Genomic DNA, 25,913 nt, shown 5'->3' with positions numbered 1-25,913 from the left:
TCGCCGCCAACCTTACTACACGCTGCCCTTTTGCGCCCAATGCGGTGCGAAAGGGTAGTTTTGTGTTTCTAGGCTACCCCTCGCATGCCCCCGTAACGGCTGCCCTTGTGGGCCAGGGTGTAGGGTTCACACGCCAAAGGGCCCGCTTTATCAAAGCGGGCCCTTTGGCGTGTCGTTGATACTCATTGTACCGCTGCTTCGTCGTCGTGTTGCTACAGTCCGGGTAATCGTAGACAGGATGAAGCTTTAGGCAAAGGGATTCCGCTGAGACGATTCCCTCACCAGCAATGTGGGTTGAAGCACTACGTGGCGTGGCGTCAGAGTCTGGTCTCCTGCGGCAATCATATCCAGTAACATTTGCACGGCAGTTTGGCCCATTTCCTCGCATCGTTGATCAACCGACGTCAGCATGGGTTCCGTCAGCGAGTCGAAAAGTTCGTTGCTAAAGCCTGCCAGAGCCACATCCTGGGGAATGCGCAGTCCCTGTTGCTTAACCATTTGCATGGCCCCGACGAGCGCTAAATCGTTGCAGGCGAAGACTCCATCCAAGTCAGGGGCCTGCCGAAGCAAAATCCCCATTCCATCCCGGCCATCTTGCATCGATAGGTCGCTGAAGTGTATCAGAGCTGGATCGATGGGACAGTTATAGCTCTGCAAGGCATCGGTATAGCCTTTAAAACGGTTTTTGCAGATGTTAAGGTGCTGAGGCCCGCCCAGGTGAGCGATGCGCTGGCAGCCTTGGTCAAGTAAGTGGCTGACCGCATCATACCCGCCCTGGTAATCATCGAGTACGACAGCACTTACTTGTGCACTTTCCATAATCCGGTCGAAAAAGACCAGTGGAATACCGCGGCGACGAACTTCATCTAAGTGTTGAAAGTCGTGCGTGGAAAGCGAAAGAGATACCAAGATGCCATCGACCTGGGCGTTGAGCAGAGCTGCGATATTCTTGCGTTCCTGGGCCACTTTTTCATTCGATTGGCAGATCATAATATTGAAGCCTGCTTGATTGGCTACCGTTTCAATTCCTTTGACCACCAAGGCAAAGAATTGACCGTCGATGTGCGGAATGACCAATCCCAAAGTATTGCTGCGGCCTTTACGTAACGCTGCGGCCAAGTGGTTAGGCTGATAATGAAGCTGCCGGGCCAGTTCCCAGACGCGTTGCTTCGTCGCATCACTAATGCGACTATGGTTACTGAGGGCCCGCGAAACAGTCGAAACAGACAGGTTTAGCTGCGCTGCAAGGTCAGATATGGAAGCACGATGAATAGCCACGGCAAAGATGAAAAGGTCTGGCACAGGCCCAAATCGTGTGGCTTGCTTGCGCTAAGGTATTGAACTCAACGCTGAAAATACCCTTCCGGCGTCTGGACAGCACTTGGTTATGGGGCCCGGTACTCAGCAGTAAGCCGGATGCCAGATCTTTAATAAGATTAGTTTGTGCAAACGTTTGCACAAACTAATCAGCCTTATTACATTTAGGGCGTTGAAGCGGGAGCAGGACCTTCTGTTTTAATAACCTTCAGTGGTGTTTCACCAAGGCTCTAACCATTATTACTATTGTCAAATGGGGCGTCATCGTCATTCCGTAAGCTTGTCGTTTCAGCAGCAGACTTACCTCACCAATTTCATTAGCTCAGAAATCCTTTCCCGCCAACAGCGCAACCGGGCCCTGGTCTTGCAGCACTGGCAGAGCAATCTAGCCGTGCAGGAGTCTGCGGAAGTATTGAAACTCAGTATTCATCGGGTGTACAGTATGCGACGGGCCTACACCGAGCAGGGATTTCAAAGCTATCTGCACGCCATCCGCCGGTGCGGGGCTCCTAATAAGCTGACGCCAAAAATGGAAACACTCTTGCGGCGTTTTACGGAACGTGCATCCGCCAAGGGGAAGCGGGTTACATTAACCGCGCTGGCCAAACGGGTAGTAGACCTGGGCTACGTGGACAGTATCTGCACGGTCACTATCCATAAGGTTCTGAAGCAGAATCCCAGCTCAACCTGCATTGCCGCGGCTCACCCGGCGCGCTTGTTACTGCAGGCAGCCCAGCATACCAAGGAGCAAGCCGCATAACCGGCAGGACAGAAATGGCAGTAGCCCTCTGTTTTTGGTGGTGGAGTGAATTTATAGGGCAAGAACTAATCCGACCGACGAGGTGCAGAATCATCAACCCTCCGTTTAAAAAGGTAGAGCCACAAAAAAGGGGCTGGTATATACCAGCCCCTTTTTTGTGGCTCTGCCGCGAAGTTTAGCGCGTCAGGATTATACGCCGCATATCCAGTTTGCCATGGGCAGAGAGTTGGCAGAAGTACATGCCGGCGCTCAGATTCTGGCCATTCAAAGACAGGGTGTAGTTGCGGCCACCTTCAGCCAGACCATCGTACAGCGTTTTTACCAATACGCCCTGAGCGTTGTAGATACGGAGTTGAACGGTTCCGGGCTGAGGCACACGGAAGTTGATTGCCGTGGTGGTGGAGAAGGGGTTCGGAGAAACATCGAAAGCCGCATTGCTAAGGCCGACGACTGAAGCTTCTGGTGCTGGAGGAGTCGAACTCACGGCCTGGTTGCCGCCGGAATTGATGCAACTGCCCAAATAATCGTCGTGACTGTTATTACCAATATGGGCTGGTACGGCATTTATCGAAACGCAGATTTCATGGCCATTATGACAAATCAGTACTTTCTGATTTTTCCCGTTACCGCAACGGGCATCTACTACATTCATGGTTATGCTCGTCGTAGCGGTGCAGCCCGAAGCGCTGGTGGCCGTAACGGTGTAGGTATAGGTACCGGCCGCTGAAGCATTGAATAGCGGATTGGCAATTTGGGAATCACTCAGACCAGCTGCCGGGCTCCAGGAATAGCTGACGCCACCCGTAGCCCTAAGCATAGCGCTCTGCGGCCCATAGCCAAGATAGATCGTAGTACGAACACCCCCGGTATACACGTTGGTAGTTGGCGTTACGCTGATAACGGGGGCCGCTAGCTGAACGGGCTGGGTTAGGGCAATCTGGGTGGTAGCGCCGCACTGATTAGCATCCAGAACGGTTACGACGTACGTGCCAGCTACAAGATCTGTTAAATCCTCGCTGGTAGCCTTGAAGCCGTTGGGTCCCGTCCAGGAATAGGTGAAGGGCGCGGTTCCCCCGTTCACCGTCAGGTGTACCGCTCCCGTACGCCCACCGTAGCACGACGGGTTAGTACCGGTAACCGCCAGCGTCGTATTGCACAAGACCACCTCAATGGTAAACGACTGCCTGGCGACGATCTGATCATAGCCGTGGTGATAGTTGTCCTCGGTGAGTAACGAGACTCTACTTGCCCCCAGGTCCTCTGCCTGCGGGGTGCCGCTGAGCGTGGCCGTGCCGTTACCGTTGTCCGTGAGCGTGAGCCAGGTAGGCTTCGTCAGCGCCAGTACCTGCAACTTGTCGCCATACGGTACATCCGGGTCAGCGACCGTGATCTTATAGCTGTAAGGCTGGCCTGCAACAGCAGTCGTGACGGGCACGGAGGAAATAGTAGGCGGGGTATTGATGATGATGTTGAAAGAGTGGTCCGTACTGTCGCCGTACGTGTCGGCGGCGGTGAACTTTACGGTGCGTTTTCCCCAGTCGGCTACTATGGGTAGCCAGGTGAGCTGCGTACTGGCTGGGTTGCCGGCAGGGGTGGGCAGGGCTACCGAAAGCGTAGCCCTGGCTGGCAGGTTCTGCGCGGCTACCAGGCGAACCTGGTCATTAGGGTCCGGATCGGACGCCTGAATGGTGAAGCGTACGGTTGCCCCCGGTACGAACTGAGCGGTGCTGCCATTGCTGGGCGACGGCGGTACGTCGAAGGTAGGCCGCAGACTTACCTGGATGGTCACGGAGGAGTACGCTTGCGCACCCTGGGCATCCTGGGCCACGAAGTTAATGACGCTGGTGCCGAGGTTACTCGTGGTAGGAGTCCAGGAAAAAGTACTCTGCACGGGGTTGCCCAAAGTAGGTAGGGCCGGGCCCATTGAGCTACCCGCGGGTAGCCCCAGGGCATTCAGGGTTACTATATCGTTGAGGTCGTTGTCGGTGGCTTTAACCGGAAAGACCACGGTAGTCCCGGGCGGAATCTGATACACGTGGCCATTGGCCGGCGTGACGGCGTAGTCGAAGGCCGGTACACCCGACTGGGGCGTGATTTTGATCAGAAAGTCGAGGACGATACTCGTTTTGCCGTCACTGACCTTAACCGCGGCACTATAAAGCTGACCGACAATTGCTCCTACGGTATTCAGGGTGACCGTACCGGTAGTTGCCTCTACCGTTAATCCGCTCGGGTTGACAAAGGCAATGCCGCCCATATCCTGTCCCGTGGCGAGGCTATAGGTGAGCGGGTCGTTATCCGGGTCGAAGGCGGGTACCCGGAACGAAGCAGTGGCTATGTTCACCGGCAGGTTTACGATGGGCGACAACGTGGAAACCGGCGAGCTGTTGCCGGTGCCCACGTTTACTACGCTGGTGCTGTTGTAAGGCCCCACCGCGTTATTGACCAGCGAAGGAATCCGGCAGCAGCCTGCGGCCGATGCTATAAAATTGCCGGTGCTGGCGTAGGTGTGCGTTACCGTGGTCTGGCCGTAGTAGTAGTTCTCCGGCACGTTAATAGCCGAAGTCACCACCGCGAAGTCCTCGCTGCTGCCGTCCCCGAAATCGAGGGTGCCGCCATACGCAGCTTCTCCGATTACCGGAATACCCCGCCAGGCCTGACTGATTTTAAACTCAATCGTGCGCTTGGACGGATCCGATTCCACTACCCGCCAGCTGATGTTGCCGTAGCGGTAATGACTGGCTTCTGCCTGGTTGGCGAAGGCCAACAGAAAGCAGAAAACCCATAGTACACACTTCCCCCCGCGCTGGAAGCATAGGGCCGTACCACTTTTTCTATAGTAGAGTCTTTTCATGGGAGGGAAGAGTAAGTGCAAAAGGGACTGAAATGGGGAAGGATTTGCCTGCATGGCACCCCAGCCGGAATCCGGCAACCGGTAAGCCGGAATGCCGGTTGCCGGCTTAGGGCAGTACTTTAGTGAGGGTTCGGTGGAGCAGATGGCCGTTTATCCGTACCGTGAGCAGGTATGGGCCGGGAGGAAGCGGAGGCAGCTGGAGCGGTAGGTAGCTGGGGCCTTGGCCGATAGAAACTTGCTGCGTGGACAACGTTTGACCCAGGGAGTTGCGCACGGTAATTTCTGCCGTACCCGCTTCCGCCACTTCCAGTCGCAGCTGTACTGCGGAGGTGAACGGATTCGGAAAAACACTGAGCTGTCCCTGCGCTACCGGGCTGCCGACGCTTGCAACGGGGCTATATACCGTTGTTCCGTCCAGATCCACCTGGCGCAGGCGGTAGTGGCGGATGGGGGATACCGCCGGCCCCTGGTCCACGAATGAGTAGGCCTGCCGGTGCGTGCTGGTGGGGTTCCGGCTGGCAACGAAACCGATCTGACGAAATACATTGGCCCTGGCGGTGGAGACTTCCACGGCAAAGCCTTTATTCTCTTGTTCCGAAGCGGTGGCCCAGTTCAGCGCTACGCCGTTAGGGCGAAGTGCTGCAGTAAAAGACACCAGGGTGACGGGTAGCGGCAGAGGAGCATTGAGCAGAACCGAGGCCGTATTGGTTCCGGAATCTGCCGTCAGCAGATCCATCGTTCCATCCCCATTCAGGTCGGCACTGATGATTGCCTGGGGCAAGCTGCCGGGGCCCACCGGGATTTCAGCCAAAGCCGGGGCCCCCGGGGCTGAAAACCCGCCCGCCCCGTTGTTGAGCCGGACCGAAACCGTATTAGCCGCCCGGTTGGCCGTCAGCAGATCTACTTTGCCATCTCCATTCACGTCGGCCAGGGCCACGGCCTGCGGGGAACCAGCCACCGTGAGAGCACTCGTCGTGAAGCCCCCCGAGCCAGTGTTGATGCCAACGGAAACGTTGTTCGACGCCTGGTTATTAGCCGTCAGGAAGTCCAGATCCCCGTCCCCGTCAACGTCCCCCGTCGCAATGGCCTGGGGAGTAGCCCCGAGACTGATTTCGGCTGCCGGCGAAAATGTCGGCGCGGCAGTAGCGGTGCCGTCGCCGTTGTTAAGCAAAACGGTGACTGACTTAGTCGTGCTGTTGTTGGAAGTCAGCAGGTCTACGTCTCCGTCGAGGTCAAGATCCGCCGCGACTAAAGCCAGGGGAGAGATGATGCTGAAAGGGATAGAGGCATGAGCCTGGCCAGTCGTCAGAAAGGTGCCGGTCCCATCGTTGAGCCAGAATTCTATCCCACTAAAATTGGCGACCAGCAGGTCGAGGGCCCCATCGCCGTTGATATCGGCCATTCCCAGCGCCGCCGGCGTATCGCCGACCGTAACGGTAGAGGCTAAGGCAAAGAGGCCGGAGCCGTTGTTGCGAAGCACCGAGATACTGGAGGAATTGGCGTTGGCTACGAGGATATCCAGGTCACCGTCGCTATCGACGTCGGCCGCGGTCAGGGCCCGGGGCGACAAGCCCACGCCAATGTCCGTTGTCCCCGTGAAGGTACCGGTGCCATCGTTGAACCGGACTGATACTGTGTTGGCCGCCGGGTTAGCCGTCAGTAAATCGAGCTTGCCATCCCCATTCACATCCGCAGTCACAATTGCCCGCGCTCCGGAGCCTACCGGCACATCGGCATTGGCGGTAAACTGGGCCGTAGCCCGCGAGGCCGTGGCCGTAAACTGATATACAGCGGCTGGAGCCAAAGCTGTGCTGCTCAGATTGCGGGCCTGCTGGGTTACCGAAACCCAGACCGACTCGCCGGCGTGAAGGTTTGTGGCTGGGTTAAGCGTAATGGTATTCGTCCCCCCACCGCTGTAGACCGAGCCCGTGGGCTGATGCGTCTGGGTGTGAAACACCCGGACGGCACTGGCGGAGGCCGTGCCGTTGTTCATATCCTGCGAAAAGCCGATGGTTACATCCGTGGCCAGCGGAGCGTTATGGGTGTGGGGGCTGGGGGTACGGCTGGTGATGGTGGGCTGGGCTACCGCAGTAGAAGCCATCAGGAGGAAGCCCAGCCAGAGGCCTGTCCGCACACTGGCATAGGGCCCGGCCAAAGCTTGCCGACGGCCCCGGGTGAAGGGGGAGTACCATGCTTCAGCAATAAGAAAGGGTATGGAAGGCCGCATGGCAGACTTGATTCGGGGTGAGGAGAAGCAGCGGTTGAAAAACCCAACCCAGTGGGTAAATAGCGCTGAGCAACCCGGGTAGTAGTTTTCTGAGCGTGGGGTTGGCATAGCTTCGGCGGGAGCCCCAAAGAATCTCCGTGACCAATTCCCGACTGCCCCGTCTTTCCGAGGATGCTGCGCTGCTACAGCTGGGGCACAGCGGCCCGCCCGACATAGGCCTGGGCATTCGGCGTAGCCGATTGCAACTGGGCGGTGCCAAACAGGGCCGCCGTGCTGAACTGGCCGCCTACGTACACCTGGCCGCCTGGGGCCAGGGCCATGGTCTGGGTGGCATCGGTTGCGGTACCCCCGGCGGCGGTGAGGCCCAGCCAGGTACCCGTCCGGTTGAGGTAGCCCACAAATACGTCCTGATGGCCCTGACTGGTAAGCTGAAACGGGCCGGCCTGGATAGTCCGGCTGAACGTGCCGGCTACGTAAAGCTTGCCCAGCTTATCCAGCGCAATACCCACGATGTTGTCAAGATAGTCGCTCGACAGCGTGGTGACCCACTGCCACTGACCATCGTCGGTGAGTCGGGCCACGAAACCGTCGTCGCTGGCGTTGCTGCTCAGGCTGGTAGCGCCAAACCTGGCCCGGCCCCAATACGAACCCGTGACGAATACTCCACCCGCGGGGTCGGCAGCAATGCCCTTGCCATAGGCCGTGTTGGTACTGGTGCCGGCCGTAGCCCAGAGCCATTGCCCCGTGCCCGTAAGCTTGCCTACGAAGGCATCGTCCATGCCGCTACCCGTGAGCACCGAAGTACCGAATGTTACCTGCTCGCTGAAAAATCCCGTAACGTAAATTTCGCCTTTGTCATTCGAGGCCAGCGCAGTAGCTTCGTCGTTATCGGGGCCCCCGACGGCGGTAGTCCATTGCCAGGTACCTGCCGGAGTCAGCCGCGCGATAAAGGCGTCGCTGCTGCCGCGGCTCACCAGTTGCCGGGTTCCGAAAGCTGCCGTTTCGGCAAACTGGCCCGCAACCACCAATTCTCCGTTGCGGGTGGTGGTTAGCGCACTAGCCCGATCCATACCCGTACCGCCGGCCGTGGTCGTCCACAACCATTGCCCCTGGGGGCCGAGCTGAGCGACAAATACATCCTTGTCGCCCTGACTGGTCAGGGTGGTAGGGCCAAAACGAACCTGCTCTTCAAAGCTGCCCGTAACGAAAATGCGGCCGGTGGGGTCTACCGCTACGCCCGTGGCGTTATCGCTGCCGGCACCGCCCGCTGCTACGGCCCATTCCCAGTGGCCCGCGGCCGTGAGCTTAGCGGCGAATAAGTCGCTCCGGCCCTGACTGATCAGCACCGAAGAGCCGAACTGGGCGCGTTCGGTGAAGAAGCCCACCACGTAGGAGTTCCCGGCGGCATCTACGGCGATATTTTTTACCTGAGTAGTTCCCGTTCCCGTTGACTGTACCGCCCACTGCCAGTTCGGACTTTGGGCATACCCCGACCGGGCCAGCAGCGCCAGCACCAGTACCAGCAGCACCCGTCCCGCCGGGAAGGCTGAAGCATTAGACCGCTGATTCCCAACGGCAATCTTCAAGTAAGTAGCTGTTGACTGCATAACGCGCCGCACTAGAGTGAACTAAGGGAGAAAACCTTGTTCACAAAATTATGGCTCCCGCTACCCACAAGGGGGGTGGGGAGCTACCCTAAATGAGGTATATAGTGATTATAAGCTTCTTACCGGCCCCGGCGGCTAACCTGACTACGGGCATTCAGCCGGACGTTTTCATAAGTGTCGGCGCTGATAGCTTTCACGTCATCTTCATCCAGGGGCTTGTGAATGACCCCCGCCACCAGTGGGTAATACTGGGCTCTGGCTGAATCGGCCAGGGCCAGCGACGACGTGAGCAGATAGATCCGGCACTGTCCCCGAAGCTGCGACTCATAGGGAATCAGGGCTTCCAGAAATTCCCAGCCGTTCATTACGGGCATGTTCAGGTCCAGGAAGATCACTTGCGGCAGTTCCGTGGTCAGGCGGGGCAGCAGAAAAGCCAGCGCCTCTTCAGCGGCCGTGAACGGAAGAATGGCCTTGCCAAAGTCTTCCAGCCGCAGCACTCGCTCGGTCAGGTAGAGACTGATGGTATCTTCGTCGATAAGGTAGATAAGCATATCAGCGCTGGTCGAGATGAATAAGGAAGCGGGTGCCAGAATTAACGCCGCTGGCCACCTCAATTTTTCCGCCCATCGCTTCTACGTGGGTTTTAACCAGAAACAGGCCAATGCCTCGCCCGCGCTGATTGGTATGAAAGCGCTTATAGAGCTGAAAAACGTCGGACCCGGCCTTGTAGGTATCGAAGCCGGAGCCATTGTCGGTGAAGGAAATACTGGGGCCACCGTGGGTTCCGCGGCTGCTTTTGATTGCAATCTTCAGCTGCCGCTCATCGGAGCGGTACTTGATGGAATTCGACAGCAGATTGTAGAAAATACTGTAGAGGTAAGCGCGGTTGCCGCGCACCAGCAGCTCCGTTTCCAGATCGAGCTTTAGCTCGCCGCCGCACTGCTGCAAGGGTTCTTCCAGATCCAGAATGGCCTGCCCGCAAACTTCCGCCAACCCAATGAGGGACTGCTCTACCACATCCTGCTTATCGCGGATGGAAAGCACCAGGTTCAGGTCCTTCAGTACTTCATCGACCTGCTCCACGCTCTGGCGCAGATGGGCGAGAGAAAGGGTAAAGGTTTCGGAGTCTTTGTCTACTCGCGTCAGCAGTTTGGCCAGGCCCAGCGCATTGGCCAGCGGGGCACGCAGATTATGGGAGATGACGTAGGTGAACTGCTGCAGGTCGCGGTTGTGCTGGTAAAGATCCTGGGTCATCTTGGCCTGACTGGCCTCCGTTTCTTTGCGGTAAGTGATATTTTGCTGGATGGCTACCCACTGCGTGAGCTGCCCGGCCTCGTTGCGAATGGGCGTAATATCCATGGAAAACCAGACCTTTTGCCCCGTTTTCTTATAGTTGAGAATGCTGGCTGAAAAGGGAGTACAGCGTTGCAGCCGTTCCCGGATGTGCCGCCTGGTTGCCAGATCAGTATCGGGGCCCTGCAGTACCGCGCCGGGCGTTTTGCCCAGCAGGTCAGCCAGGGTGTAGCCGGTGTGGCGGACGAAGCTCTCATTTACCCATTCGGTGCGACCCTGAGCATCGGTAATAACCACACTCGTACCGGCTCCTTTGGCTACCAGGGCCAGCAACTGGAGTTGCCGGTCGGCCTCAATGCGGGCGGTAACGTCGGAGAAGTAAATGGACAGCCCCTCCGGCGAAGGAAAGGCTTTGACTTCCACCCAGCACTTGTCCCGCTCGAAAAAAGCCTCGAAATGCACGGTTTCTCCGGTATCGAAGGCCCGCTGGTAGTTCTGCTGGAAAATGCCGCCAACTTCTTCGGGAAAGAAATGCCAGATACTCCGGCCCAGACTGTCTTCGCGTTTCACGTGAATGATGCGCTCGGCTTCGCGGTTGAGGTAGGTCAGGTTCCAGTTGCGGTCCAGCGCCATAAATCCGTCGGTGATGCTCTCCAGAATAGTGTTGAGCTGCCGGGCCTGTTGCCGGATAAGGTGGTGGGCGCTGGATATCTCCGTAATATCCTTGGCCATGACGTGGACCCCGATGGTTTGCCCGTCAACCTCCAGCGGAATAGCGGCAACGCTCAGAAGTTTCGCCTTGCCCTCGGCATCCGGGGCCTGCACTTTAAAGCGTACCTGCCGGCCCGTGGCGGCTTTCGCAAGCTTTTCGGCAAACAAAGGGCGCACTGGCCCCGGCAATACGCCCAGCAGGGGCTGCTGGAGCACCGCGGACCGGCGCTGCTGCAGAAAGGACAGGAACGCCGGATTCGCATCCAGAATCAGGCCCCCGGTGGTTTGAAAAACTGCCAGGGCAGGGTTGTTCTCGAACAGCAGCCGAAACCGCTGCTCACTCTCGGCCAGCTCGAAGCTGCGCTGCTTGCGCTCGGTAATGTCGCGCGAGCTCACCGCATAGGCTCTGATGGCCGGATTCTGCAGCTGATTATTAACGGTGGTTTCCACCCATTTCCATTCACCGTTGGCGGCCCGGAAGCGAAAATCCGGCACCGTAACCACGGGCAGGGTACTCAGCTGGGCCCAGTAGGTCTGCACCCGGGCCAGATCCTCGGGGTGAATGAAATCGAAGGTACTATGGCCGACCATCTGCTCGGGGGCGTAGCCCAGTACCTGTAGCGTGGAGCCGCCCACGTAGGAGTACACTCCCTCTGCCGTCAGCAGGCCCACCATATCGAAGCCACAGTCAATCAGGACGCGGTACAGCTCATTCTGAACCCGGACGGGCGTTGGTGGGCGGCGGTGGGTCGTCACCTCCTGCCCAACGCAGAGGCGCAACGCGTCAGTAGACTTTCCAAAGGCCGACCACTCCAGCATAACTTCTTGGCCGGCCCGATTCAGCCCATGCGTTTCGAAGCTTGCGGGGGCCGGCTGCGCGGTGGCGGCCAGCCAGTAGCTCATCGCCCCCGGCGGGTCGAGCGGTTGCAGCACGGACATCAGGTGCCGCCCCACCATCTCCCCCGGGGTATAGCCCAGCACCCGTTGACAGGCCGGGTTCACGTAGCGGAGGCACCCTTCCGCGTCGAGGGTACAGATCAGATCGGGAGCATGATTCAGCATCATCTCCAGCATCTGGCGTTCTTTATCGGGGGCATCGGCTTCCATGCTAACTATGTTGCTCTGCTGGTAAGCGGTTCCATAAAAATGCAGATTCCTGCCCTACGCCAAGGTCTGAAATACAGCAGCCGTCCGACCGCCCTGGAAACAAATATTGGTTTTTATCTGACACGAGCCGCTGAAAACAACTACCCGATTTGGGGGGCTGCCGCCAGCTAATTCCAACCTAATCAAACTGTTTCAAAGTGCTCTGCGTTAGTGAGGCTACTCCGCATCAGGCGCATCAGCGCAAGCGCATACCAGGTCAGAAGTACCGGGCCCTACCCTCAAATAGGGTAGGGGTTTTACGCAGCCAGCCCTGCTTACCGCGTTATTTTTGTCGGGGACTTAGCGACGATTTGGGGCACTGCTGGCCCGGCGTCTCACCTGGCACTGTGCTACCCGATTTACCGATCGGGGTCAGGGCCTTTAACTTTATAAACAAGATGGTGTCTTTATCATTGGCTATTGTGGAGGACGATGTGAGCGTGCGCGAGCTCCTCAAAAAGTACTTCTCCCACCAGCCCGAAATCCGCGACCTGCTGGTTGCCGACTCTATTGAGGATTTGCTGGAGCAGCTGACCGATGCCTTGGTGCCCGAGGTAATGCTGCTCGATATCGGGCTGCCCGGAATTAGTGGTACCGAGGCGCTGCCGCTGCTCAAAGAGCGTTACCCGACCATGGAAGTCATCATGCTTACCTCGTATGAAGACATCGAGCACATTTATCAGGCTTTGTGCTGTGGGGCTACCGGCTACATGGCCAAATGCACTCCGCTGACTCAGCTGAAAGATGCGGTGCTGGAAGTAGCCCGGGGTGGGGCGCCCATGAGCCGGACCGTGAGCCGCAAAGTGTTGTCGCACTTCCGCCCTACGCCCACCACCCATTCCAACTTGCTCACCCCGCGGGAACGGCAGGTTTTACAGGGAATTACCGATGGGCTGAGCGACAAAGAAATTTCCCTGCGGCTCGATTTATCTACTCTCACCGTTCGCACCCACGTCAAGCACATCTACCGGAAGATGCAGGTCAACAGCCGGACGCAGCTGCTGAGCCAGCACCTGCGCGGGGTGATTTAGTTCTGAGGGCGAATCGAAGCCAGCTGAAGCATGACGCCTCCTTTTTAGTATTTGGGAACAATTCTTCACACTAAAGGGGCGGCTAACGAGATGTACCTCGTTAGCCGCCCCTTTAGTGTGACCCTATAGCTGATCTGTCCGGCCAGGACTACCGCACCCGATACAGGCGGGCGCCGAACAGGAAAATGACGGCGTAACAGATGATGGGCAGATAGTAGGCCGTGGCCACGTCGTGGTTGGCCACCAGGCCCATGATGGGAGGAAATACTGCGCCGCCCACTACGCCCATTACCAGGAAAGAAGAGCCTTGCTGGGTCCGCGCGCCCAGATCCTTCAGGCCCAGACTGAAAATAGTCGGAAACATGATGCTGAAAAAGAAATTGAGCATCAGTAGCGCAATGAAAGAAGGCCAGCCCATACTCTGGGCTACCAGCAGGCACATAACAATGCTACCCAGCGCAAAAGCGGCCAGCAGCTTGTTCGGGGCGATGTAGCGCATCAGAAAAGTGCCAATGAAGCGGCCGACCATCATCAGCACCATGCTGAGGGCGAAGTAGTAGGAGGCCTTTTCGGCCAGAAACCCCATCTTTTCGATGCCGTAGTTGATGAAGAAGGCCCAGGTGCCGCCCTGGGCCGCTACGCAGAAAAACTGCGCCACCACGGCCCACACAAAGTGCGGGTAGTGCAGCAGCGACCTGCCTTGGGCCTGGTCGGTGCGGGGCGGGGCCTCGGCGTAGCCGCCGGCTTCCGCACCCGGAACCACGGCCGCGTGCGCATCCTGCACGGGCGGAACCTGCACGAAGAAAAATGCTCCGGCAATGACCAGAATAACGCTGCCGATAATCTGGTACAGCAGCTTCACCGATTCCAGATCGTTGGAATGCTCCTGACCCGCCCGCAGAATGAAGTAGCCGCCAATCAGGGGGCCGACTACCGCTCCCAGGCCATTGAACGATTGGGCGAAGTTGATCCGTTGGTCGCTGGTCCGCGGATCACCAAGGCCGGCCACGAAAGGATGCGCTACGGCTTCGAGCGTAGCCAGGCCGCAGGCCAGGACAAATAAAGCGCCCCGGAAAAAAACGAATGAGCCGGCGTTAGCCGCCGGTACGAACAGAAACGCGCCGAAGGCATACAGCGCCAGACCCAGCAGTACCCCGCTCTTGTACCCGAAACGCTTCATAAACAGCCCGGCGGGAATGCCCATGACGGCATAAGCCCCGAAAATGGAAAACTGCACCAGCCCCGACTGAGCCTTGGAGACGTGCAGGACGTTCTGGAAATGCCGGTTCAGCACATCCCCCATCGTAATGGCTATTCCCCAGAGCATGAACAGCGACGTGACGAAGGCCAGCGTAACCAGGTAGCGTCTTTCGGTGAACGGGGCGGATGGGGGGGCGCTAACGACAGTAGCGGCTGGTTGCATAAGCAAGGATGTGAAGGGTAAGAAGGGGGCGCCAAGGTGCCCGGCCCGGCGGCCGGGCGAGCCTAAGCTAGTTTACCGGCCGGGTCGCGACGGCAATTTTGGAGTCGGCCGTGCCGTAATACAGCAGCCACTTCGAGTTGAAGCGGGCCAGCCCTTCCAGAAAGACTACCTGATTAACCTGGCCCGTCGTTTCGTAGGGGCGGTCGGGCCGCATGAAGTAAGTGTCCATGCGCTTCAGCAGTTTCGTCGGATCCTTGAGGTCGAACAGGGCCTGCGAGGCCGTGTAGGTGCCCACTGGTAGGGTCTTGTCGCCGAACGAAGGCTCGTTGCGGCTGTTGTAAATCAGGCGGATACCCTGATCGGTAATCATGGCCGGGGGGCCGGACTCCACCAGGTCGCTGTCGAATTTGCCCTCGCGGGTAGGCAGCACGATCTTCAGATCGGGCATGGTCAGGGCCTGGGCGCGGAGCGGGACCGGGGGCTTTTCCCCGGGGGCCATTTCTATCGGCGTCCAGTTGATGAGGTCGTCTGACGTCGCCAGCCAGACCTGAGCATCGCCCCAGTACATCCAGTACTTGCCGTTGATCTTGGTGGCCACGATGCGGCCATCGGTTTCGTAGCGCGAAACAATGGCGCCCGACTTGGTCCACTTGCTGACGTACTTACCCCCGGCCGCCTGGGTAAAGGCATTACCATACTTGGTCCAGTGGATCAGGTCGCGGGAGGAGGCAATGTGCAGGCGGGCCTTGTCGCCATCGTAGGCGGTATAGGTCATGTAGTACGTGCCATCGGCACTTTCCACCACCCGGGGGTCTTCGGTGCCACCGGGCCATTCGTACTTCTTGTGCGCGTCGTTGTCCGGGTGCAGCACCGGGGCCGGCATGCGGGTGAAGCGGATGCCGTCGGTGCTGGTAGCCAGCCCGATGCGCGAGGTTTTGGAGAACTTGCCTACTTTATTTTCGGCCCGGTACAGCATGTATACCTTGCCCTCCTTTACCACTACGGCCGGATTGAACACGTCCTTTTCCTCCCACAGCACTTGCTGATTCAGGATTGGGTCGAGGAACGTACCGGCGGTGCTGGGCCCCATGATGGGGTTGATGCTGTCGACCTTGGTGAAACCCAGCAGCGCCCAGCTGTCACCTACGGGGGCCGTGTCGGGGGGCGTAGCGGCGGCCTTGGTCCGGTCGGTTTCGGAGCAGCTCATGAGCAGCGCCAGCGCCAGCAGCGCCGTACTGCCCAGCACGCGGCGGGCTGGTGCGTTGAAAGTAATCATGTGATTTCTCGGGTTAAGCAGTGAAGGAGAGAATTCACGGCCCACCGTTTCGGGATTGAAACGGTAGGCCGTAAAAACATCAGCTCGCGGAAACCGCGGAAATTACAGCGTGTTTTCGAACGTGAAAATGGATTTCACTTCCGCATCGCTCAAGGCTTTGTTGTAGATGCGGATATCATCCATCTGACCTTTGAAGAAGGCCTCACTATAGAACTGGTAGTAATCGGCCGGCAGACCGGCGGCCGTCGGGGTGCTGTTGTAGATGGTGCTGGGCAGCTGCTGGCCAATGCAGAGGGGGATGTTCTGGGGAATGGCCTTAATGGCCCCTTTGGTATCAGTCCAGGTTTTCACCAGCTCGCCGTCGATGTAGAATTTCAGGGCCCCATCAACATACGACGTGGCTACGTGGGTCCACTTGTTGAGCGGCACAATGCCGGAGTCCGCGTCGCGGTCAAAAATCCCCGTGGTCGTAGTAGCGGTCAGGAAGGGCTTGTTGGCGCTTTGCAGCTGAAACTTGAAGCCATTCCAGCGGTTCAGCGACACCAGATAGTTGTCGGCATTGGTGTCACTGCGCTTACACCACAGGCTGATGGTCATCGTTTGAGGGTTCAGGACGGCCTTGTAGGGCACCTCAATGTAGGCTCCGCCCCCAAACTGGTAAGCCTCGTTGGCCCGCCCGAAACGGTCGGCAACCAACACCGGAACCAGGGTGCCGTCAACCGGCGTAGTAGCGCCTATCTTACCCACTTTGCCGGTGCCATTGTTGCCGTTGGCCGTGGCGTCGTTGGCGTTGCCGGAGAATTTCCAGTAGGCCATCAGGTTAGCTACCGAAACCTCCTGCAAACGGCTGGCATTGAAGGTTACGGCAGCCCGCCGCAGGCTGGATACGGCCGTGTTAACGGCCGCCTGCGTCGCGGTAGCATCGTTCTTGGTGGCGGTGCCCAGGTCAATAGCCGTTTTCAGGGTAGCCCTGGAGCCCACGGCATACGTCCCGGGCTTAACGCCTTCTACGGCCCCGGTGTAAATCGTCGTCACCGAATCAATGACCGCCGTCAGCGTCGTCTTGTTCGAATTGACCTGCGGGGTAGTGTTGTCGTCGTCCGACTCCGAACAGGACGAGAAGGCGGCCATAGCGCCGAAGCACAGCCAGGACAGGATGAGAAGGTAAAACTTTTGCTTTTTCATGATGAGGTTGTAAAAGGTGGGAATGGAAAAAAAGAAAGAAGGGTAAAAAGCTTACAGGCCCAGTTTTTTGTTGGTGTCCCGCTCACTTTGCGGAATGGGGTAAAACCGGTGCCGGGCGTAGTTGAAGTTGGGCTGGTTGGCCAGAGCCTGGCGGGCATAAGCTTCGCCGTAGCGGATGACATCAAAGAAGCGGTGAAATTCCAGCGCCAGCTCGGCGCGCCGCTCCCGCCGGATAAGGTCGCGCAGCTGACCCTGGTTGGTGGTCGTGATGTCGGGCAGCAGGCCGGCGGGCACCGTGCCGCTGCCCGGTAGCGTGAGGTCGAACAGGTAACTTTCGCGGGCCCGCTTCCGCACCTGGTTCAGGGCCAGCAGGGCCGCGGCGCTGTTGCCGGCCTCGTTCGAGGCTTCGGCTTCAATGAGCAGCACTTCGGCAAAGCGGATAGCCTGGTAGTTCAGGTTACCGTCGCCTTTGATGGTGCTGGGTATTTCCGCCAAAGGCTGCAGATGCTTCTTCGACAGAAAGCCGGTCGTAGTCCAGGTCGTGTCGAACGGTACGCCGAAGAACGACTGGCCTTCCCGGCCCACGGAGTAATCCAGGCGCGGGTCGACTACATTGGCGGCCGTGCGCTCAAAGTTGTCGACCAGGCTTTGCGTGGGGTAGAAGAAGCCGTAGCCGTTCTGCTGGCGCGGGGCAAGCCACTGGTTCAGGTTGTTGCCCTGGGCGGGGCTCAGGCCGCTGACGTGCTGCACCGAGAAAATAGTCTCCTTATTGTTTTTCGTGGCCGCCCGGAAGTTGTTCACGAAAACCGGCAGCAGCGAATAGCCCAGCATCCCGACGGCCTGGGCCGTCTGGGCCGCCTGGGGCCACTTTTTCTCGTACAGGTAGGTCTTGGCCAGCAGGGCCAGCGCGGCTCCCTTGGTGGCCCGGCCAAAATCGAGGGTAGGCCAGGTAGTTGGTAAAGCCTCGGCCGCGGCCTGGCAGTCGGCCTCAATCTGCGCGTAAATTGCCGCCTGGGGCCGCGCCGGGCTTTGCAGCTCCTCCGGCGTTTCCACCTTCACCCGCAGCGGAATAGCACCGTAGAGCGTTGTGAGCTGGAAGTAGTAGTAGGCCCGCAGGAACTTCGCTTGCCCCACTACCTGCTTGCGGACCTCGGCACTGATGTTGGCGTTGGATTCCGGCAGGCCGTCGATAACCACGTTGCATTTGAGGACGCCGTCGTAGCAGCGTTTCCACTGGGCTTCCACCGCCGCGTTGATGGGGGTGATGTTGAAGTTGTCGATGTTTTCGAAGTCGGCTTGGTCCCCGGGGTTGCTGCCTTTGATGGCATCGTCGGAAGCGACGTCGCCCAACACCCACAGTGCGTTGGTGGCGGCGTCGCGAAACGACAGCGGGACGTAGGCGGCGTTGACGGCCAGAATGGCGTTGGCATCGGAGTTGAAAAACTGGCCCGCTTCGTACTGTCCCAGTACGGGCTGATCCAGGAACTTTTCGCACCCGGCGGTGGTGAAGGCCAACAGGGCCAGCAAGCTCACGGCAAAAGAGGAAGCTCTCATAAGTCTATGGCTGGCGAAATGATTAGAAGCCGGCGTTGATGCCCACCGTGAATGTGCGCGCCGACGGATACGTGCCGAAGTCGATGCCCGTGGCCCGGACCCCGTCGCCGAGGGAGTTGCTGTTGGTGCCCTGCTCGGGGTCGAGGCCGGTGTAGTTGGTGAACGTGAGCAGGTTTTGCACGCTGGCATAGAGCCGCACGGAGGAGATTTTCACCGGCGCCAGCAGCTTCTCCCCGAAGGTGTAGCCCACCTGCAGATTTTTCAGCCGCAGGTAGGAGCCATCCTCCAGAAAACGATCCGACGGCTGCTTGTTGTTGGACGCGCCGGTCCAGGACAGGCGCGGAAACTCGTCGGTGCTGCCGGGACCCGTCCAGTAGTTGGTCGCTACCCGCTCAGTGACGTTGAAGGCCCGGTAAAACCCTTCGATGTCGGTGTTCACCTGATTATAAATCTCGTTGCCGTACACGCCCTGGAAAAAGGCGCTCAGGTCGAGGCTTTTGTAGCGCACGTTGCCCGTGAAGCCGTAAGTGAATTTCGGAATGGGGCTGCCCACGAAAGTCCGGTCCCGGCCATCTATCACCCCGTCCGGAACCCCATCGGGGCCGCTGATATCCTTGTACTTCACGTCGCCCGGCTTCACGCCCGGTCCCTGGAAAGCGTGGGTGAAGACCTCCTGCTCATTCTGGAAGATGCCTTCCTGCTGAAGCAGGTAGAAGGAGCCAATCGGCTGCCCTATGTCCGTCAGGGTGGCGAAATAGTTGTTGTCGATGCGCCCGCCGACGATGGCTGAGGCTTCCCCCAGCGAGATGACTTCGTTGTGCAGGGTCGCGAAATTGCCGCTCACGTCGTAGCCCCAGTTTTTGCCAATGGTGTTGCGGTAAGCCAGCTCCAGCTCCAGGCCGTTGTTGCGGATTTTGCCGGCATTCACGGCCGGGTTGCCGCCGTTGCCGGCGCTGCTGGGCTGCGGCAGAAACAGCAGCACGTCCGAGGTATTCTTGATGAAATAGTCCATCGTCAGCTGCAGGGCCCCTTTCAGCAGGCCTACGTCCAGACCGACGTTGGATTGGGTACTGGTTTCCCAGCGCAACCCGGGGTTGCCTTTGGTCACGATGCTCAGGCTCTGGGTCGACACCCCGCCGATGGGGTAAAAGCCGCCATCCCCGACGAGTGAGGCGTAGGGGTAATTCCCAATAGCCGAGTTACCCAATTGCCCCACGCTGGCCCGCAGCTTGAGCAGCGAGATGCTGCCGACGTTGCGCATGAATCCCTCCTGCGCCAGGTTCCAGCCGACGGAGCCCGAATAGAAGTTCTGGGTCCGCTGACCAGCCAGAAACTGGGAGGAGCCGTCGCGCCGGAAGTTGAAGCTGGCCAGATACCTGCCGTCGTAATCGTAGCCCACCCGCCCAAAGGCGGACAGCAGCGACGATCTGGCTTCGCCCCCGCCGTTTTGCTGAATGCCCGTGCCGCTGTCGAGGTACTGAAATACGGGCGACTGATCTACGTAGCCCCGGCGCGAGGCCGATATGGCCCGGGCGTTATTTTTGATGGCTTCCGTGCCGACCAGCAGGTTGAAGGTGCTTTTGCCCAGGGGCAGATCGTAGGTAGCGGTGTTGGTCCAGTTGTAGTTGAATTCGTTGGCGTTCGACTGCGCCAGCTGCGGCGGCGAGTTGAAGGAGCGGTCGATACCGAACGTCTTGAAGAACTGCTTGTAGTCGGTGATGAGGAAGGTCACGCCGTAGTCCGACCGGATGCGCAGCCGCTCGATGGGGCTGATTTCCACGTAGGCATTGCCCAGCAGCGAGTAGCGGTTGAAGTTGCGGTCGGCGGCGTCGGCCAGGGCCACGGGGTTGATGCCGTCGCCGAAAAAGGCCGCCGCATTTTTCCCATCCACTTTCGGCAGGTCCACAAACTGGCCCTGCTCATTGTAGACCGGGGTGGCGGGGGTGCGGAACAAGGCGTAGCGCACGATGCTGGCCCCGGGGTTGCCATCGCCAAAGCCGTCGCCGGACGTGCCCACCTGCCGGGTCTTGGAATAGGAGAGGTTGAGGTTGGTGCCGGTTTTCACGTACTTCGACAGGGTGCTGGTCAGCGCCGTGCGCAGGTTGTAGCGGTCGTACGACGAATTCTGAATCAGACCATCCTGGGTCAGATAGCTGCCCGACACGATGTACTGGGTGTTTTCGCCGCCGCCGCTCACGTCCATCTGCACGTTATGCTGCTGGGCGGGCTTGAGCACTTCCCGCAGCCAGTCTACGTCGGGCAGCGTGGCCGCGAGGGCAGCCGGAATCTGGTCCCGGCCGTCGTTCTGCGCCGCTACGTTGTAGGCCGCCACGTATTGGCTGGTGTTAGCCATCTTAATCAGGTTGACCGGGGTCTGCAAGCCGGTATAGGCACTCACGCTCAGTCGGGGCTTGCCCGATTTGCCCCGCTTGGTAGTCACGATGATGACGCCGTTCGACGCCCGGGCCCCGTAGATAGCGGCGGACGAAGCATCTTTCAGGATGTTGATGCTTTCGATATCGTTCGGCGAAATCTGATTGATACCGTCCTTGGTGGGCACGCCATCAATAATGTAGAGCGGGTTGTTGTCGTTGATGGTGCCTACGCCGCGGATGCGGACGGCAATGTTTTCGCCCGGGGCCCCGGTGGCCTGGGTAATGGCCACGCCGGCGGCCTTGCCCTGCATGATCTGGGCTACGCCGCTTACCGGCAGGCTGGAAATATCGGCCTGGTTTATCTGGGCTACTGACCCCGTAACGTCCGATTTTTTCTGGGTCGTGTAGCCCAGCACCACTACCTCATCCAGCGCTTTCACGTCGGTTTGGAGCGAAATGCTGACCTGAGTGCGTCCCTGCAGGTTGATTTCCTGGGTTATGAAGCCGATGGCGGATACAATCAGCGTGGCATTCGCGTCGGGCAGGGTCAGGGTGAAGTTGCCGTTGCTGTCGGTGGCGGTGCCGTTAGTAGTGCCTTTCACGACTACGGTCGCGCCGGGAACGGGCGCATTATCGGAGCCGGTTACCTGGCCCTGCACCGTAACCGCGGCCGGGCTGGTGGCAGCAACCAGCGCCAGGTTGGCCAGGGTTGGCCCCTCGCCCGGCGCAATCGATTGCGCAGTAAGGCCCGAAGCTTTGGGGGCCGAGATGATGTAGACGTTCCGGCCGGTTTTTTCGACCCGCAAACCACTCACCGTCACCACGTAGGTAAGCTTGTCTTCCCAGGTGCGAAAAGTCAGTGCGTCGACGTTGACGAACTTATCCTTGATCAGCTCGCTGCGGCACAGGATGAAGGCGTGATGAACGGTTTTGAACTCCTGCAGAATGCTTTCCAGCGACGTGCCCTGGGCGCCCCGCCGGGTAAGGGGCTCGGGCTGCTGCGCGGGCCGGTATACCGCCACCACCGGGCCCTGGGCCCGGGTGGCGAACTGCACGGCGAGCAGAAGGGGCAGCAGCTTTAACGAGTGCGTATAAAGAGCCATAGGTTGGGCTTCAAGGGTGGGAGGGAGAAGCGGAGCAGAAACGAAGTAGCCGAGCCGGGTTTAGTCAAGCCAGACCTGATTGCCCTGGCGGTGAACTTTCACCTCCAGCGACTTGCTGAGGGCGGTTAAAAGCTCGTCCAGATCGTGGGTGGGAACGGAGCCCGTAAGCTTTTGCTGGCGCAGCTTCGGGTCGCGGAGCGTGATGTGCAGCCCGTGCGTGTCTTCGAGCAGGGCAATGATTTCGGAAACCGGGGTGTCGTTGAAGTCCAGCTGACCCTTGGTCCAGGCCGAGTAGAAATCGGCTTTAACGGTGCGCTTCACCAGCAGCGCCCGGGGCGTGGCCGGGCTATACTCTACCAGCTCACCGGGTTTCATCAGCAGCTGGTCGCGGCTACCCGGCTGGCGCAGGCGCAACTGAATCTGCCCGGTGTTGAGGACCACTTTGGTTTTGCCGGCATTGTTGAGGACGGTGAACTGAGTGCCCAGCACGGCCACATCCAGCGGGCCGGTGTGAACCACGAATTTAACGTTGGCCGGCGCGGCGGCCACGGCCGTCAGCAGCCGGGCGGGGGCCGTGTGCCGCACGTTGAAATAGCCGCCGCCCGTGAGCCACACTTCCCGGGGCTGACCCGGCTGCCAGGCGGCGGCGAGCCGCAGCGTGGAGTTGGCATTCAGGATCACCACGGAGCCGTCGGGGAGCTGAACCTGCTGATACTCGTCGCCGTGGGTGACGTAGCTGGTCCATTCCGGAGCCGGCTGCGGCCGCCGGTTCACCCCTACAACCGCCAGAACCAGCAGCACGAGAGCCACCAGCGTCGTCATCGTAAGCCGGCGCATGCGCCGGGTGCGTAAAGCCAGGGCGGCGCGCGGTTCCTGCAGCGGCCGCATACTCTGCCAGAGCCTGGCGACTTCTTCCCGCTTCAACGTCCCGGCTACGGGCCGGGGTTGGGTGATGAGGATCTGGAGAATGGCCACGGCTTCCTGAAATTCTGCCTCCCGGGCCGGATTCTGGCTCACCCAGTCCTGCCAGAACTCCCCGGCGGCGGGGTTGGCGGACAGCACAAAATCCTGAAAGGATTCGTCAGCCAGAAAATCTTCAGTGGAGTAAGCAGCGTATTTCATAAGCGAATGGAGCGTTGAACAGCAAGGCGGCCCTCCCCCTCAGGCGCTGGCTGGCGCCCCGCTGTTCACTTCCATCACGGCGCTGGCGGCCGTTTATACTCATGCTAGCCGAAGTTTTTTTCAAATCGCAGAAAAAGAGCTGTTGTTCTACCCGCACAGCAGGTAAAACAGCGTCACGGTAACCAGCAGTACCTTGCGCACGGCCTTCAGGGCATTGAAAACCAGGTTGCGGACCGACTGGATGTTGAGCGACATCACCTCGGCGATACGCTCATAGGAGAAGCCGTCGAAAAACTTCAGGTACAGGGCTTCGCGCTGGCGCCTGGAGAGCTGGTTGAGGGCCGCCAGCAGGCGGGTCCGTTGCTCCTCGTCGCGCTGCTGGGTGATGAGAAACTCCTCGTGCGAATAGGTGACTTCAAACGAGTCGGAGTAGGCCGGCAGCAGGTGCCGGTGCTGCCGCAGCAGCTTGGTTTCGTCGCCGAGGTGCCGGCGCAGGGCTTTAAAAAGGTAGGCTTTGACTACCTCCACCGAACGGAGGCCCTCCCGCCGCCGCCAGAGCTTCTGAAACAGATTCTGAATGCAGTCCTTAACCAGCTCCTCGTCGCCGGTCAGCTTCAGCCCATAGTTGTACAGGGCATCATAGTAGGCCTCGAAGAGAGTAGCTAAGGCCTGGGCGTCGCCGGTGCGAAAAGTATCCCAAAGCTGAGCGCTGTTCTCCTCAGTCATGGCTTGGATGGGGGACGGCCGGGAAAGCATAGCGCCATGACCGGGGGGTGGACGGCTTTTGTGGTGCAGTAAGCGGTGAAAGGGAAACCGGCTACTGCCCGCATTCGAGATGATAAGAAACCAGGTCGTCGATGGGGGAGCGGATAATTTTGCCGACGCTCATGCCGTGGGCGGTAACGACCTGCGTCAGGGCATCGCGAAAGTTATAGCCCACCGATCCAATGCAGTTGAACAGGTAGTCCTGATACCCGGGGTAATGGACGATGATGTTCTGAAAGAACGTTTCGAAGCCGTCCAGCACGATCTGCCGGCAGTAGCTGACGTTATTATGGTCGTAGGCAAACCTGGCGAAGCTGGCCAGGAAGCGGTTGGGCAACGGCTGGTTGTAGAGGTGGTCGAGAATGGCATCACGCTCCAGGCCATAGGTTGCGCGAAACGCTTCCTGCAGGTTACCCGGGAGCAGGTTGCGCAGATAGTCGCGTAGCAGGCGCTTGCCGATAAACGAGCCGCTTCCTTCATCGCCCAGAAAGTAGCCCAGCGAATCGACGGTGAAGCTCACGCCCTGCCCATCATAAAGGCAGCTGTTGGTACCGGTGCCCAGAATAGCGGCAAATCCGGAGCCCTGGCCCAGCAGGGCCCGCGCCGCCGCCAGCAGATCGTGGTCGACGTAGATGCGGGCCCGGGTAAATAGGGTCCGCATGGCATCAGCTACCACCGCCACTTTCGGCGGAGACGAGATACTGGCGCCGTAGTAATACAGCTCCGTTATCTGGTCGGCCGCCAGAGTATCCGGCAGGCTTTTCCGCAGCGAAGCAATGATCCCCGCCGTGCCAATAAACTCCGGATTGTAGCCCTCGGTATTGAAAAAGGCGCGGGTTCCCTCAGCATCAACCAGGCACCAGTTGGTTTTAGTGGAGCCGCCGTCAGCTATCAGGATCATAAGGGTGGGAACAGAGAAGAAGGAAGCGAATCGGGGAATGCGCCCCTGCCGGCAGTTTGCTAATATAGGAGATTTTGTATGGTGTCCGACAACCAGAAAAAGATTGTCCGTTATCGTCAGCCGGCGGGTTTCGGCCTGGTTCCGCCGGCTCGTCGGGAGCCGGCAGGACCGGCGGCCGGCGGCCCCCGCCGGTCGGCGGTCGGGGCGGCGGCCGGCTAGCGGCCGAAGTCGTCCTGGACCCGGATGATGTCGTTCTCGTCGGACGGCTGCCGGGCGTCGGTGTGCTGCCAGATTTCGGCAATGATGCCCCAGCTCTCCAATCCGATCAGCCGGTGCCGCTCTCCCTGCGGCAGCGTAATCAGCGCTCCGGGGGCGAACGTGCCCGTTTCTCCTTCCGCATCGGTAGGGCTGGTGATAATGCCGACCGGGCCCTGCACCACTTTCCAGATTTCCGCCCGGCGGTGATGATACTGCCACGACAGGCGCTGGTGGGGCGCTACCAGCAGAATCTTGGGGCTCAGCTTGCCGGATATGCGCAGCTGCTCCACGGACAGACCTTCGAAATAGGTGTCGGCAAACTGCTGGGCCTGGCTTTCATCGAGCACGAAAAACCCGCCCCAGGGCCGGGTCTGGTCCTGCTCTACAATACCGAAGCCCTGCTGCTGAAGCTGTTGCGCGGTTTGCTGAAATAGCTGCTGCTTGGATAGGTCCGAACTCATACGTCGCGGAGAAAGTGAAAAGGTGGGAAAGAGGGGCCGCGCAAGGTAGACGGCGGCAATCAAAAAAGCGAATGGTAAGCTTGCGTCCGGTCCCGGGAATACGGCGTACTCGCGGAGGTCCATTGGGTCGCGGGGCTGGTTGACTCGTCACGAAGTAGGGAGCGGGGCTTGCCCCCGCCCGTCGTTGTCTGAAAGCAGGCGTTACCGTTCAACGACGGGCGGGGGCAAGCCCCGCTCCCTACTTCGTGACGAGTATAGCCAAACGGTAATGCTCATCACCTCTTTCAAGTCCTGTTGGCGGTGGCGCCTCTTTCCTCGCCGCTTTGCTTAAGGGCTGGCTGGCCGGGCAGGAACCGGGCGCGGGTCTGCGGTTCGCCGGTGCTACCGGGGTGCTGGTGGCGGCCTGCCCGGGAGCCCCGCCCGCCATCAGCGAAGCGGACGGGCAGCAACTGCCGGCTGCGCAGATAGAATAGAATAGCCGTCCGGTCCAACAACTGGTGGCGGTAGCTCCGGCGCTCTACGCTGGCAGAAGAACTTGCGGGAG

At 59.4% G+C, this 25,913-nt stretch carries 18 protein-coding genes; 3 read left to right on the top strand and 15 right to left on the bottom strand.

The features are described from left to right. Positions 1-246 precede the first annotated feature (246 nt). Positions 247-1,278, bottom strand: coding sequence for a LacI family DNA-binding transcriptional regulator (locus ABD833_RS07350; RefSeq protein ID WP_345071998.1), 1,032 nt, complete (start codon positions 1,276-1,278; stop codon positions 247-249). 292 nt (positions 1,279-1,570) lie between these two features. Here ABD833_RS07350 and ABD833_RS07345 point away from each other — a divergent pair, with 292 nt between their 5' ends. Continuing rightward, positions 1,571-2,077 (top strand): COG3415 family protein, encoded by a 507-nt coding sequence (locus ABD833_RS07345; protein ID WP_345071996.1) that lies wholly within the window; start codon positions 1,571-1,573, stop codon positions 2,075-2,077. A 175-nt stretch (positions 2,078-2,252) separates the two neighbouring features. On the opposite strand, the gene ABD833_RS07340 is transcribed toward ABD833_RS07345, so the two are convergent. The 5 genes from ABD833_RS07340 to ABD833_RS07320 form a co-directional block, all read right to left on the bottom strand. Further along, positions 2,253-4,931, bottom strand: a complete 2,679-nt coding sequence (locus ABD833_RS07340; RefSeq protein ID WP_345071994.1) for a T9SS type A sorting domain-containing protein — start codon at positions 4,929-4,931, stop codon at positions 2,253-2,255. 106 nt (positions 4,932-5,037) lie between these two features. Further along, the gene (locus ABD833_RS07335) at positions 5,038-7,032 is read right to left on the bottom strand and encodes an FG-GAP-like repeat-containing protein (protein WP_345071993.1); all 1,995 of its coding nucleotides are present in this window, start codon (positions 7,030-7,032) and stop codon (positions 5,038-5,040) included. Between the two features lie 308 nt (positions 7,033-7,340). After that, entirely contained in the window at positions 7,341-8,744 is a 1,404-nt protein-coding gene (locus ABD833_RS07330) for an SBBP repeat-containing protein (protein WP_345071992.1), read from the bottom strand. A gap of 140 nt (positions 8,745-8,884) precedes the next feature. Next, positions 8,885-9,316: a response regulator gene (locus tag ABD833_RS07325; RefSeq protein ID WP_345071991.1), complete on the bottom strand. Its 432-nt coding sequence runs from the start codon at positions 9,314-9,316 to the stop codon at positions 8,885-8,887. A 1-nt stretch (position 9,317) separates the two neighbouring features. Further along, on the bottom strand, positions 9,318-11,876 hold the full coding sequence (locus tag ABD833_RS07320; protein ID WP_345071989.1) for a PAS domain S-box protein: 2,559 nt from the start codon (positions 11,874-11,876) through the stop codon (positions 9,318-9,320). Positions 11,877-12,313: 437 nt separating this feature from the next. Between ABD833_RS07320 and ABD833_RS07315 the strand changes: the two genes are divergently transcribed. Further along, entirely contained in the window at positions 12,314-12,946 is a 633-nt protein-coding gene (locus ABD833_RS07315) for a response regulator (RefSeq protein WP_345071988.1), read from the top strand. 148 nt (positions 12,947-13,094) lie between these two features. Here ABD833_RS07315 and fucP read toward each other — a convergent pair whose 3' ends face one another. From fucP to ABD833_RS07270, 9 genes are all read right to left on the bottom strand, one after another. Further along, the gene (gene fucP, locus ABD833_RS07310; RefSeq protein ID WP_345071986.1) at positions 13,095-14,369 is read right to left on the bottom strand and encodes an L-fucose:H+ symporter permease; all 1,275 of its coding nucleotides are present in this window, start codon (positions 14,367-14,369) and stop codon (positions 13,095-13,097) included. A 67-nt stretch (positions 14,370-14,436) separates the two neighbouring features. Then, a complete protein-coding gene (locus ABD833_RS07305; RefSeq protein ID WP_345071985.1) occupies positions 14,437-15,645 on the bottom strand; it encodes a glycoside hydrolase family 130 protein in 1,209 nt (402 codons plus the stop codon). Positions 15,646-15,747: 102 nt separating this feature from the next. Further along, positions 15,748-16,830, bottom strand: coding sequence for a LamG-like jellyroll fold domain-containing protein (locus tag ABD833_RS07300; protein ID WP_345071983.1), 1,083 nt, complete (start codon positions 16,828-16,830; stop codon positions 15,748-15,750). 51 nt (positions 16,831-16,881) lie between these two features. Then, on the bottom strand, positions 16,882-18,384 hold the full coding sequence (locus ABD833_RS07295; RefSeq protein ID WP_345071981.1) for a RagB/SusD family nutrient uptake outer membrane protein: 1,503 nt from the start codon (positions 18,382-18,384) through the stop codon (positions 16,882-16,884). Positions 18,385-18,406: 22 nt separating this feature from the next. Continuing rightward, positions 18,407-21,862, bottom strand: coding sequence for a SusC/RagA family TonB-linked outer membrane protein (locus tag ABD833_RS07290; RefSeq protein ID WP_345071980.1), 3,456 nt, complete (start codon positions 21,860-21,862; stop codon positions 18,407-18,409). A 60-nt stretch (positions 21,863-21,922) separates the two neighbouring features. Continuing rightward, positions 21,923-22,984, bottom strand: a complete 1,062-nt coding sequence (locus tag ABD833_RS07285) for a FecR family protein (RefSeq protein ID WP_345071979.1) — start codon at positions 22,982-22,984, stop codon at positions 21,923-21,925. 147 nt (positions 22,985-23,131) lie between these two features. After that, the gene (locus ABD833_RS07280) at positions 23,132-23,710 is read right to left on the bottom strand and encodes an RNA polymerase sigma factor (protein WP_345071978.1); all 579 of its coding nucleotides are present in this window, start codon (positions 23,708-23,710) and stop codon (positions 23,132-23,134) included. Between the two features lie 91 nt (positions 23,711-23,801). After that, on the bottom strand, positions 23,802-24,650 hold the full coding sequence (locus tag ABD833_RS07275) for an N-acetylglucosamine kinase (protein ID WP_345071977.1): 849 nt from the start codon (positions 24,648-24,650) through the stop codon (positions 23,802-23,804). Between the two features lie 215 nt (positions 24,651-24,865). After that, on the bottom strand, positions 24,866-25,369 hold the full coding sequence (locus ABD833_RS07270) for a cupin domain-containing protein (RefSeq protein WP_345071975.1): 504 nt from the start codon (positions 25,367-25,369) through the stop codon (positions 24,866-24,868). Between the two features lie 323 nt (positions 25,370-25,692). Between ABD833_RS07270 and ABD833_RS07265 the strand changes: the two genes are divergently transcribed. Then, entirely contained in the window at positions 25,693-25,842 is a 150-nt protein-coding gene (locus ABD833_RS07265) for a hypothetical protein (RefSeq protein WP_345071974.1), read from the top strand. Positions 25,843-25,913: the final 71 nt, after the last annotated feature.

Origin of the sequence: Hymenobacter fastidiosus (assembly GCF_039539565.1) — a bacterium.
Taxonomy (GTDB): Bacteria; Bacteroidota; Bacteroidia; order Cytophagales; family Hymenobacteraceae; genus Hymenobacter; species Hymenobacter fastidiosus.
This window is presented reverse-complemented; position numbering and strand designations above follow the sequence as displayed.

Coding starts and splice junctions, on each gene's coding strand:
- ABD833_RS07270 (WP_345071975.1), bottom strand. CDS start 25,369: ATGAGTTCGGACCTATCCAAGCAGCAGCTATTTCAGCAAACCGCGCAA.
- ABD833_RS07285 (WP_345071979.1), bottom strand. CDS start 22,984: ATGAAATACGCTGCTTACTCCACTGAAGATTTTCTGGCTGACGAATCC.
- ABD833_RS07340 (WP_345071994.1), bottom strand. CDS start 4,931: ATGAAAAGACTCTACTATAGAAAAAGTGGTACGGCCCTATGCTTCCAG.
- ABD833_RS07320 (WP_345071989.1), bottom strand. CDS start 11,876: ATGGAAGCCGATGCCCCCGATAAAGAACGCCAGATGCTGGAGATGATG.
- ABD833_RS07280 (WP_345071978.1), bottom strand. CDS start 23,710: ATGACTGAGGAGAACAGCGCTCAGCTTTGGGATACTTTTCGCACCGGC.
- ABD833_RS07345 (WP_345071996.1), top strand. CDS start 1,571: ATGGGGCGTCATCGTCATTCCGTAAGCTTGTCGTTTCAGCAGCAGACT.
- fucP (WP_345071986.1), bottom strand. CDS start 14,369: ATGCAACCAGCCGCTACTGTCGTTAGCGCCCCCCCATCCGCCCCGTTC.
- ABD833_RS07325 (WP_345071991.1), bottom strand. CDS start 9,316: ATGCTTATCTACCTTATCGACGAAGATACCATCAGTCTCTACCTGACC.
- ABD833_RS07295 (WP_345071981.1), bottom strand. CDS start 18,384: ATGAGAGCTTCCTCTTTTGCCGTGAGCTTGCTGGCCCTGTTGGCCTTC.
- ABD833_RS07335 (WP_345071993.1), bottom strand. CDS start 7,032: ATGGCTTCTACTGCGGTAGCCCAGCCCACCATCACCAGCCGTACCCCC.
- ABD833_RS07275 (WP_345071977.1), bottom strand. CDS start 24,650: ATGATCCTGATAGCTGACGGCGGCTCCACTAAAACCAACTGGTGCCTG.
- ABD833_RS07315 (WP_345071988.1), top strand. CDS start 12,314: ATGGTGTCTTTATCATTGGCTATTGTGGAGGACGATGTGAGCGTGCGC.
- ABD833_RS07290 (WP_345071980.1), bottom strand. CDS start 21,862: ATGGCTCTTTATACGCACTCGTTAAAGCTGCTGCCCCTTCTGCTCGCC.
- ABD833_RS07305 (WP_345071985.1), bottom strand. CDS start 15,645: ATGATTACTTTCAACGCACCAGCCCGCCGCGTGCTGGGCAGTACGGCG.
- ABD833_RS07300 (WP_345071983.1), bottom strand. CDS start 16,830: ATGAAAAAGCAAAAGTTTTACCTTCTCATCCTGTCCTGGCTGTGCTTC.